This is a genomic window from Acidobacteriota bacterium (assembly GCA_033549365.1).
In the GTDB taxonomy this organism is placed as follows: Bacteria; Acidobacteriota; Aminicenantia; order Aminicenantales; family Saccharicenantaceae; genus JAWSUF01.
Window position 1 is genome coordinate 1 of the sequence record JAWSUF010000025.1, and the last position, 9,881, is coordinate 9,881.

A 9,881-nucleotide genomic window follows, 5' to 3' on the forward strand; every position below is an offset into this window, starting at 1 on the left:
TCCATGTTGAATTGGAAAATCCAACATAGGATACGCTCTTTCCTTTTCCTTTCATACACAAAATCGGATTATATCTCTAATCCTATCAATATCAGTTACTTGTCAGAAATTGCGTTGTTTGATGGGTACTTGATTGGCTCAGGTTGGAGTGAGGCCCTATGACCACCGACACCAGCGAGCGGGGGCTTGAAAGGTTAATCTGCAAGACGCTAACGGGTTCCGCATGTGATCCGGGAGCCGACCCGGACAGCGAAGTGCAGGAACGACCCTCAATCTATGGTCTCGGCTGGGTCTGTGGAACAGCCGAAGACTATGACCGAGAATACTGCGTCGATCTGGTAAAGCTTGCCGGCTTCCTGCATGATACTCAGGCTGAAGTCGCAGAAGCCCTCGATATCGATCACGACGGGCAGACGCGGCGCAAGTTTCTGGCTCGTCTCCAAGGCGAGATCACGAAACGCGGCACCATTGATGTCTTGCGTCATGGACTAAAGCACGGGCCGCACCACATCGATCTTTTCTATGGAACTCCATCTCCGGGCAATGTCAAGGCAGGCGAAAGGTATGCTGCCAATCGATTCAGCGTCACACGCCAACTGCGTTACAGCCGGGATGAGACACAGCTTGCACTTGATCTCGGCCTTTTCATCAACGGCTTGCCGATTGCAACGTTCGAACTGAAAAACAGCCTCACCAAACAGACGGTTGAAGATGCGGTGCAACAATACCGGCGTGATCGGGATCCGCGCGAAAAGCTGTTTGAGTTCGGCCGCTGTGTTGTCCACTTTGCCGTCGATGATCACGAGGTGCGTTTCTGCACCCATCTCAAAGGGAAAGCTTCGTGGTTTCTGCCTTTCAATCAGGGCTGGAAAGACGGTGCGGGCAATCCGCCCAACCCCAACGGCCTGAAGACCGATTTTCTCTGGAAGCATATCCTCACGCGCAACGGCTTGACCGATATCCTGGAGAACTATGCCCAAATCGTTCTGACCAAGGATGAAAAAACCGGGCGCAAGAAAGCGGTGCAGGTCTGGCCACGGTTCCATCAGCTTGATGTGGTGAGGCGTCTGCTTGCAGACGCGACGATGAACGGCGCAGGCCGACGCTATCTCATCCAACACTCTGCGGGAAGCGGCAAATCGAACTCCATTGCTTGGCTGGCGCATCAACTAATCGGTCTTAGGAAAGACGATCGAGTTGTTTTCGATTCGATTATTGTTGTCACCGATCGTATCATCCTCGACCAGCAAATCCGCGATACGATCAAGCAATTCGCGCAGGTAGGTGCAACGATGGGTCATGCCGAACGCTCCGGCGATCTAAGGAAATTTATTGCCGAGGGAAAAAAGATCATCATTTCTACAGTGCAAAAATTCCCCTTTATTCTTGATGAGATCGGAAGCGAGCACCGGGGACGGCAATTTGCCATCATCATCGATGAGGCTCATTCAAGCCAGGGCGGGCGCACCCAGGCAGCGATGTCCATGGTGCTATCGGCGGCCGGGGCCGGGGGGGAAGACGAGACATTTGAAGACCAAATCAACCGCATTATGGAAGCCAAAAAAATGCTTCCGAATGCCGCCTATTTTGCCTTCACTGCGACACCAAAAAACAAGACCTTGGAAATATTCGGCGATCCGGAACCTCAGGTTGACGGTATTGTTCGGCATCGCCCGTTTCATTCTTATACCATGAAGCAGGCCATCCAGGAGGGATTCATCCTTGATGTGCTGAGACATTACACGCCTGTTGAAAGCTACTACAAACTGATCAAAAAGATCGAAAGTGATCCGGAATTCGATACCAAGCGGGCCAAAAAGAAGCTTCGCCGCTACGTCGAAAACCACGAGCATGCAATACGGCTCAAAGCCGAGATCATGGTGGACCATTTCCACGAACAGGTGTCGGCCCTCAACAAGATCGGCGGCCAGGCAAGGGCCATGGTGGTGACAAGCGGCATCGAACGGGCGCTTCATTACTATCACGCGATCCGCGATTACCTCAGTGAACGCAAAAGCCAGTATAAAGCCATTGTCGCATTCTCAGGCGAACACGAATTCGGGGGCGTTAACGTTACAGAGACATCGATCAATGGCTTCCCATCGAATCAGATAGCCGACAAGATCCAGCAGGATCCCTACAGATTTCTTGTCTGTGCTGATAAGTTCCAGACGGGTTACGATGAACCACTTCTGCATACCATGTACGTGGACAAGGTACTCTCCGGAATTAAAGCGGTACAAACCCTCTCGCGTCTCAATCGGGCGCATCCGAAAAAACACGATGTTTTTGTGCTCGACTTCATGAATGATACGGACACGATCCGCGATTCTTTCGCCGACTACTACCGAACAACGATCCTCTCCGAGGAAACCGATCCAGACAAACTGCATGATCTGAAGGCGGGTCTTGACGGCTATCAGGTTTATTCGGATGCCCAAGTGGATCAATTTGCCGAGCTGTATCTCGGAGGTGCGGACCGTGACCGCCTTGACCCCATCCTCGACGCATGTGTGGCCGGATACAAGGAACAACTTGACGAGGACGGGCAGGTGGATTTCAAGGGTAAGGCCAAGGCCTTTCTCCGAACCTATGGTTTTTTATCCTCTATTCTGCCCTATACAAATATGGGATGGGAAAAACTCTCGATTTTTTTAACTTTTCTTGTTCCCAAACTGCCGGCGCCTGTCGAAGAGGATTTGTCCAGGGGCATCCTTGAAGCGATCGACATGGACAGCTACAGGGTAGAGAAGCGGTCGGTCGTAAGTATCCAAATTCCTGATGAGGACGGAGAGATCGGCCCAGTTCCTACAAGCGGGGGCGGTCATATCCCCGAACCGGAGCTCGATCGACTCTCGAACATCATCAAGGCTTTTAACGACCAGTTCGGAAATATCCCATGGACGGACACAGACCGAATCAACAAAATGATCACGGAGGAGATTCCAAAGCGTGTCGAGGCAGACATTGCATACCAGAATGCCAAGAAGAACTCGGATAAGCAGAATGCCCGCATTGAACACGACAAAGCCCTCGCGCGTGTTATGACAGCCTTTGTGAAGGATGATATGGAACTGTTCAAGCAATTTCAGGACAATGAATCTTTCAAGCGGTGGCTGACGGATACGGTTTTTGGTTTGACATATGAGGTTTCCAGCAAACAAGTAAGTTCAAACGCATAATTCGGGTGTCTGTCGTTTATGCTTTTATTTGTATTCATGATGAAGATGAGGATGGCGATATAGGCAAGCTGTTGAGGAGTTTGACTTGGTAGAGTGTATGATCATGCATCTTCGGGAGCGATATCAAAGAGGAGACCTTAGGCCATGAAAAATGTTCCGGATGGTCCAAATGAACAACGCTCCGAAATCATCATCTACCAGACCGATGACGGTAAAACACAGCTCCAGGTCCGACTGGAAAATGAGACGGTCTGGCTGACACAAAACATGATGGCCGCACTGTTTCAGACGACGAAGCAGAATATCGGTCAGCACCTCAAGAATATCTTTGCGGAGGGGGAGTTACATCATGATTCAGTTGTAAAGAAATCCTTTACAACTGCCGCCGACGGCAAGCAGTACGAGACACTCTTCTACAACCTCGACGCAATTATCTCAGTCGGCTATAGGGTCAACAGTATCCGCGGGACCCACTTCCGCATCTGGGCGACCCAGCGCCTGAGAGAGTACATTATAAAGGGCTTCACGCTCGACGACGAGCGCCTCAAGGGGAGAGACCAACTGGCGGATTACTTTGATGAATTGCTTGCCCGTATTCGTGAGATCCGGGCCAGCGAAAAACGCGTCTACCAGCGCATCCGTGAAATTTTCGCTCTCGCTTCCGACTACCGGGAAGGCGAGGAAGAGACGTTGGCTTTCTTCGCAGTTATGCAGAACAAGATGCACTATGCAGCCACAGGCCTGACGGCCGCCGAGATTGTCCGGCGGCGCGCCGATTCGGGAAAGGCCAATATGGGGCTAACCTCATGGAGCGGGCGCCGTGTTATGAAGCGCGATGTAGCGACAGCGAAAAATTACCTGATCGAGATAGAAATAGATACCCTCAACCGTATTGTGGTGATGTTCTTGGATCAGGCCGAGTTCCGAGCCAGGCGCCGGCAAGACATCAGGATAAAAGATTGGGGGGTTTTTCTCGACAAGTTCCTGAGGGACACCGAGCTGCCGGTGCTCATGCATGCGGGTTCGGTAAGTCGCGAGGATGCGCTTGCCTGGGCCGACGTACAGTACGATGCTTTTGCCGGTAGACGGAGACTGGAGGCGGAACAAGAGGCCGAAGCGCGTTACTTGGACGATCTGCGGGCATCAGCCAAGGTGCTGGAATCGAAGATCAAGAAGAAGACAGCCATAAGCAAGAAAAAACGGATTGATTAGCACTTTCCCACCTTGCCCCACCTCCCCCCATATGCTATAAATATTGTTAATGAAAGATGATGTGAACGTTGTTTTCTGCGGGGAGGCGGGGCAGGGAGTCCAGACCGCGGAGGCGCTCCTCGTCCGGGCCTTCAAGCAGGCCGGCTGTCACGTCTTCGCGACCAAGGAGTACATGTCCCGGATCCGCGGGGGCAGCAACTCGACCGACATCCGCGTCTCCTCCCGGGCCGTAAACGCGCCGCTCAAGGCGATCGACATCTGCGTGCCCCTGCACAAGGGGGCGCTCAATCATCTGGCCAAGCGCATCTCTACCGAAACGATTGTCATCGGCGACGCCGATCACCTCGCCGAATGCCGCTGCGGGACGCACGTCGAGGCGCCGTTCGCCGCAATCGCCAAAGAGGCCGGGGGCAAGATCTTCGCCACGGTCGCCGCCGCGGGGGCCGTGGCCGGGCTTCTCGGGATGGACGACAAAGCCTTCATCGAGCTCGTCGGCAAGGCCATCGCCAAAAAGGGCGAGGAGATCGTCAAGAAAAACAAACAGGCCGCATCGCGCGGACTCGAGTTCGGCCGGAAGCTTCGGGAAGAGGGGAGCGGCGGCTTCGCCCTCGAGCCCGATCCCGAAGTCTCCGGACGGATCGTCGTCACAGGGGCCGAGGCCGTCGCCCTCGGCGCCCTGGCCGGCGGCTGCGATTTCCTCTCGTCCTATCCGATGTCGCCTTCGACCGGCGTCATGACCTTCCTCGCCGGACAGGCCGCGTCCTTTGGCCTCGTCGTCGAGCAGGCCGAGGACGAAATCAGCGCCGTCAACATGGCTCTCGGAGCCTGGTACGCCGGAGCCCGGGCCATCGTCACAACCTCGGGTGGCGGGTTCGCCCTCATGGTCGAGGGGCTGAGCCTGGCCGGCATCATCGAATCGCCGCTCGTCATCCACCTGGCCCAGCGCCCCGGGCCGGCCACCGGGCTTCCCACCCGGACCGAGCAGGGCGACCTGGAGTTCGCCCTCTATTCGGGACACGGCGAGTTCCCGAGGATTCTGCTTGCGCCGGGGACACGCGAGGAGGCCTTCCTTCTTGCGGGCAAGGCCTTCGACCTCGCCGACAAGCACCAGGTGCCGGTCATCCTGCTCACCGACCAGTTCCTCATGGACTCCTACGCCGACACGCCGCCCTTCGACCCGGCGGCCGTCGAGGCCGTGCGCCGCATCCACAAGACCGAGGCCGGATACAAGCGCTACGCCCTGTCGCTCGACGGCATCTCGCCCCGCGGCATCCCCGGATACGGCGAGGGGCTCGTGGGTGTCGACTCCGACGAGCACGACGAGGAGGCCCACATCACCGAGGATCTGGAGCTTCGGACGAAGATGGTCGTCAAGCGGCTGCGGAAGGCCGACGGCATCCTGCGGGAGGCGATCCCGCCGGAGTATATCGGCGAGCCCGGTGCGCGCGTCCTCGTCGTCACCTGGGGATCGACGCGAAACCCCGTGCGCGAAGCCCTGGCCGCAATCGGCCGGAAAGACGTCGCCCAGCTCCACTTCTCCCAGGTCTGGCCGCTCCACCCCTCGGCGGAGTTTCTGCTGGCCCGGGCCAAGCGGCGCATCCTCGTCGAGGGCAACGCGACCGCGCAGTTCGGGCGCCTGCTCCACCTTTACGCCGGCGCGGAAATGTCCGCCCGCATCCTGCGCTGCGACGGGCTGCCCTTTGCGGCGGATGAGACGGCCGAAAGGCTCCGCGAAGTCCTCGACAGGGAGGCGCTGCAGTGAAGCCCGAAACCTATGACATCCCCGGGATCGATATCGCCTGGTGCCCGGGCTGCGGCAACTTCCTGATCCTCAAGGCCCTCAAGAAAGCTCTGGCCGAACTCGAAATCGACCCGAAAGACCTCGTCATGGTCTCCGGGATCGGGCAGGCGGCCAAGATCCCGCATTACCTGCGGACGAACTTCTTCAACGGCCTTCACGGCCGGGCGCTGCCTCCGGCGACGGCCATCAAGGCGGCGAACCCCAAGCTCACCGTGATCTGCGAAAGCGGTGACGGCGACATGTACGGCGAGGGCGGAAACCACATGCTCCATGCCATCCGCCGCAACCCCGACATCGCCTGCATCGTTCATGACAACATGGTCTACGGGCTGACCAAGGGCCAGGCCTCGCCGACGAGCCGCATGGGCTTCCGGACGCCCGTCCAGGTCGGCGGCGTGTTCGAGGAGCCGATCAACCCCATCGCCCTGGCCGTGGCCATGGACGCCTCGTTCGTCGCCCGCGCTTTCAGCGGCGACATCGACGGGATGGCGGAGATCATCAAGCAGGCCGTCCGCCATAAGGGCTTCGCCCTCATCGACGTCTTCCAGCCCTGCGTCTCCTTCAACAAGACGAACACCCTGCAGTGGTTCAAGGAGAACACCCGCGCACTCGGCGACGATCACGACCCGCGCGACCGCGCCGCCGCCTTCGCCCGGGCCATCGAGACCGATCCCTTCCCGCTCGGCGTCATCTACGTCAACGAAAAGCCGACCTTCGAGGAGAACGTGGGGTTGTATGCGGAGGGCGGCGAGCCGCTTCCGTTCCGGAGCCTGGAGAGAGGGGAGAAGCTCCGGGAATTGATGAAGACGAAGGTTTAGGGCGCGTCTTTTCTGCAGACTACAGAGAATAGGGGATGAGCACGAAGGGGTGCTTTTTGGCATCGAAGGCCCGCGCGTCGCGCGTCACGAGCTTCATCCCGTTCCGAATGGCGCACGAGGCCTGGAAAGCATCCGGCAGCCGCCAGCCGTGCTTTCTCCGCAGCTCGGCGGCCTTGGTGGCGTCGCTCTCAGTAAGAGGCAGGCATACGAACTGTGTGCAAAGCTCATGGGCCGCCGCCTGTTCGTCCGCCGTACCCCTGCTGAGGACCTCGGCTCGCGTGATCACGGAAAGCACAGCCTCGCCCTCACGGAGTTTCTTCAGCCATTTCGTCGCCGGGCCGATACCCCGGAGGTGGTCGATGAGGATTACGGAATCCAGAAGATAGACCGGCCTCAAGGTTTGCGTTCCCATTCCCGCCTGACGGCGTCAATGTAATCCCGGCTGTCGCCGCTGATCGACGACCACGATCCGGCCGTTTCCCGGAGAACCGCGGCCAGATCTTTCTGAGATTTTTTCGCGCGGTATTCGCAGATGGCCCGGCGGATGACCTCCGCGCTCGATATTCTCTGCCGCCCGGCGTAGGCGTCGAGCCATTTCTTGTCGTCTTCAGGCAGAGAAATGATTGTTCGGGTCATGCGAGTCATCCTGATCACCTTACCATATATATATCAGCAAGGTGATATCATGTCAAGTCGGCAGAGGAGGCATATTTCTCATGCTTGTACATTCCGGTCAATCCGGCCACTGATTCCGGTTCAAAATGGCCACGGATCGGAGCGTAGCGACGCTGGATGATCATTATACGTCTTTGTGGCCGGAATGAGTCAAGGGAGAACGGCGTTTTCGCATGGATTCTCCCTGAAGATCCAGCCGATAGGCATTGTGAATGATGCGGTCCATGACCGCGTCGGCAAGGGTGGCGTTTCCCAGACGATCGTGCCAGTCCGCAACGGGGATTTGAGTGGCCAGCAGGGTCGAGGCCCGACCGTATCGATCTTCGAGGATTTCCAAAAGATCCGGGGTTTGGGACTCCGTCAGGGGGTTCCGCAACCAGTCATCGATGACCAGGAGCTGGATTTTGGTCAGGGTGTCCAGGAACTTCGGCCAGGAGCCGTCGACTCGGGCACGGGTGATTTTCTGAAGGAGCTTCGAGAGCGGAAAGTAGCGGACGGATACGCCGTTCCGGCAAGCCGATCGGCCCAGCGCGCAGGCCAAAAAAGTTTTTCCGGCCCCGGTCGGACCGGTGATGATGGCGTTCAGCCGTCGTCGGATCCAATCATCCTCGGCGAGAGCCAGAACCTGCGATCGCTCCAGGCCGCGAGAGCCTGAGAAGTCGAAGTCCTCGATCGCCGCGTCCTCGCGGAAGCGGGCCATCCGCACTCGGCGCGTCTGTTTCCGCGTCTGACGGAGCGACCATTCCTTATCCAGAAGCAAACCGAAGCGCTCCTCGAAAGAGAGTTTGCGGTAGGCGGTGTTTTCCATCTGTTCCCGAAGACCCTCCCGCATCCCGGCAAGTTTGAGAGAACCGAGCTTGTCGAGGAGTGGCTGGACTAACATCTTCCGACCTTTCCCGAAAAAGGGCTGTTCCCGATTGTCATTGATCTCCTCCCGAATAATAGCGGGGGCCGCGGAGGTTGGTGTGCGGTTTTTCCGGTTTGATCGGGATGGTCTCGATCTTCAGCCGGTCCATTCCGGACTCCAAGATATTCCGCACCGCACGGTAGGAGACGAGCTCGAAGGCCAGAGCCCTTCGGCAGGCCGCCTCGAGCCGCTCGTCGCCGTAACGCGTCCCCAGGCGGATCAGACCGAGCGAGGCGCGATAACCCTGTTCCGGATGCGGCCGTCTCTCGATGATCCGGCGGACCATCGTCGAGGCGGACGGACCGGTTCGCTCAGCCCACTGGACCAACCGGTCCGGAGTCCATTCGAGGAAAGCCCGATGAGACTCCGGACGGTGTTCGGGCAGGGTTGAATAGTGGTAGGGACGGTCTTCACGGAGATGAGAAGCGATCCGTTCTCCCCTGTAAAAGACCTCGACCGTCCGGGCTGTGGCTCGCACCTCGACCTTCTTGCGGAGATAGCGGTACGGGACGCTGTAGTAGTGCTTGGCATATTCGACATGGTAGTCGATGTTCACCCGGGCCCGAATCCACTCGGCCGGCTCGAACGGTTCGGCCGGCAGCGGACGCAAGGCCGGCACGTCCAGTTCCTCAAAGAGTTGTCGGCGGCTCTTTCCCAAGTGATCCATCACCCGCTCGTTGAGCTCTTCGAGCATCGGACGGAGAGCTGTGTTGATCTCCTCGATGCCGAAGAACTGACGCTTCCGCAGGCGCGCCAGAAGCATCTCCACGATTTTCACCGCTGTCTCGACTTTCGCTTTGTTCAAGGCTGTCGAATGCAGATGATACAGCAGGATCGCAATATATTCGGATCGTTCACCCGTTCCACCCCCTGAGAGGCCGGCCGTTGCGGATGGTCGTTCGTAAATCGCTTTGGGGAGAGGATCGGGTAACCATCGAGCTTACCGAAGGAACACATTGGTCTATTCCTGTCGGCTGGACGGATTTGGCGGTCGAGGATCCCTACATCAGCCTCGGCGCCGGTCGCTCGTTTTTCCGGGTGAGGGACCTGATCGAACTGGCCCGTTTGGTTTCTGGAGGCTTGAGATGAGGGCGGCTTTGGCCTTCAGCATGGTGTCAACGAAATTCCGTCCATTATGTCAAGATAAATACATCCATACGGCCCTGGCTTTGAATGCCCTGAGGGTGGGTTTTAATGACTTTATAATGTTGATAATCCTATCAATAAATTGGATAAAGGACTTGACAACGGCAGGATATATGTATATAAATATAATGACACTCATG

The 9,881-nt window shown here is 57.4% G+C and carries 10 protein-coding genes; 6 read left to right on the forward strand and 4 right to left on the reverse strand.

What is annotated here, in order from left to right:
• Positions 1–158 precede the first annotated feature (158 nt).
• The 4 genes from SCM96_15380 to SCM96_15395 all read left to right on the forward strand — a co-directional run bounded on the left by SCM96_15380 (position 159) and on the right by SCM96_15395 (position 7,013).
• Positions 159–3,182, forward strand: a complete 3,024-nt coding sequence (locus SCM96_15380; protein MDW7762007.1) for a type I restriction endonuclease subunit R — start codon at positions 159–161, stop codon at positions 3,180–3,182.
• A 144-nt stretch (positions 3,183–3,326) separates the two neighbouring features.
• A complete protein-coding gene (locus SCM96_15385) occupies positions 3,327–4,394 on the forward strand; it encodes a virulence RhuM family protein (protein MDW7762008.1) in 1,068 nt (355 codons plus the stop codon).
• 49 nt (positions 4,395–4,443) lie between these two features.
• A complete protein-coding gene (locus SCM96_15390; protein ID MDW7762009.1) occupies positions 4,444–6,156 on the forward strand; it encodes a 2-oxoacid:acceptor oxidoreductase subunit alpha in 1,713 nt (570 codons plus the stop codon).
• On the forward strand, positions 6,153–7,013 hold the full coding sequence (locus SCM96_15395) for a thiamine pyrophosphate-dependent enzyme (protein ID MDW7762010.1): 861 nt from the start codon (positions 6,153–6,155) through the stop codon (positions 7,011–7,013). Before SCM96_15390 ends, SCM96_15395 begins: the two co-directional genes overlap by 4 nt.
• 19 nt (positions 7,014–7,032) lie before the next feature.
• Here the strand turns inward: SCM96_15395 and SCM96_15400 are convergent, their stop codons facing one another.
• From SCM96_15400 to SCM96_15415, 4 genes are all read right to left on the reverse strand, one after another.
• Positions 7,033–7,425, reverse strand: coding sequence for a PIN domain-containing protein (locus SCM96_15400; GenBank protein ID MDW7762011.1), 393 nt, complete (start codon positions 7,423–7,425; stop codon positions 7,033–7,035).
• Complete coding sequence (locus tag SCM96_15405) at positions 7,407–7,649, reverse strand: ribbon-helix-helix protein, CopG family (protein ID MDW7762012.1); 243 nt, start codon at positions 7,647–7,649, stop codon at positions 7,407–7,409. Before SCM96_15405 ends, SCM96_15400 begins: the two co-directional genes overlap by 19 nt.
• 163 nt (positions 7,650–7,812) lie before the next feature.
• Complete coding sequence (istB, locus tag SCM96_15410; protein MDW7762013.1) at positions 7,813–8,571, reverse strand: IS21-like element helper ATPase IstB; 759 nt, start codon at positions 8,569–8,571, stop codon at positions 7,813–7,815.
• 37 nt (positions 8,572–8,608) lie between these two features.
• Complete coding sequence (locus SCM96_15415) at positions 8,609–9,400, reverse strand: hypothetical protein (protein MDW7762014.1); 792 nt, start codon at positions 9,398–9,400, stop codon at positions 8,609–8,611.
• A 44-nt stretch (positions 9,401–9,444) separates the two neighbouring features.
• Here SCM96_15415 and SCM96_15420 point away from each other — a divergent pair, with 44 nt between their 5' ends.
• Both SCM96_15420 and SCM96_15425 read left to right on the forward strand, forming a co-directional pair.
• Positions 9,445–9,684: a DUF5372 family protein gene (locus SCM96_15420; protein ID MDW7762015.1), complete on the forward strand. Its 240-nt coding sequence runs from the start codon at positions 9,445–9,447 to the stop codon at positions 9,682–9,684.
• A partial coding sequence (locus tag SCM96_15425; protein ID MDW7762016.1) for a hypothetical protein occupies positions 9,681–9,881 on the forward strand: 201 nt, incomplete at its 3' end. The genes SCM96_15420 and SCM96_15425, both read left to right, overlap by 4 nt.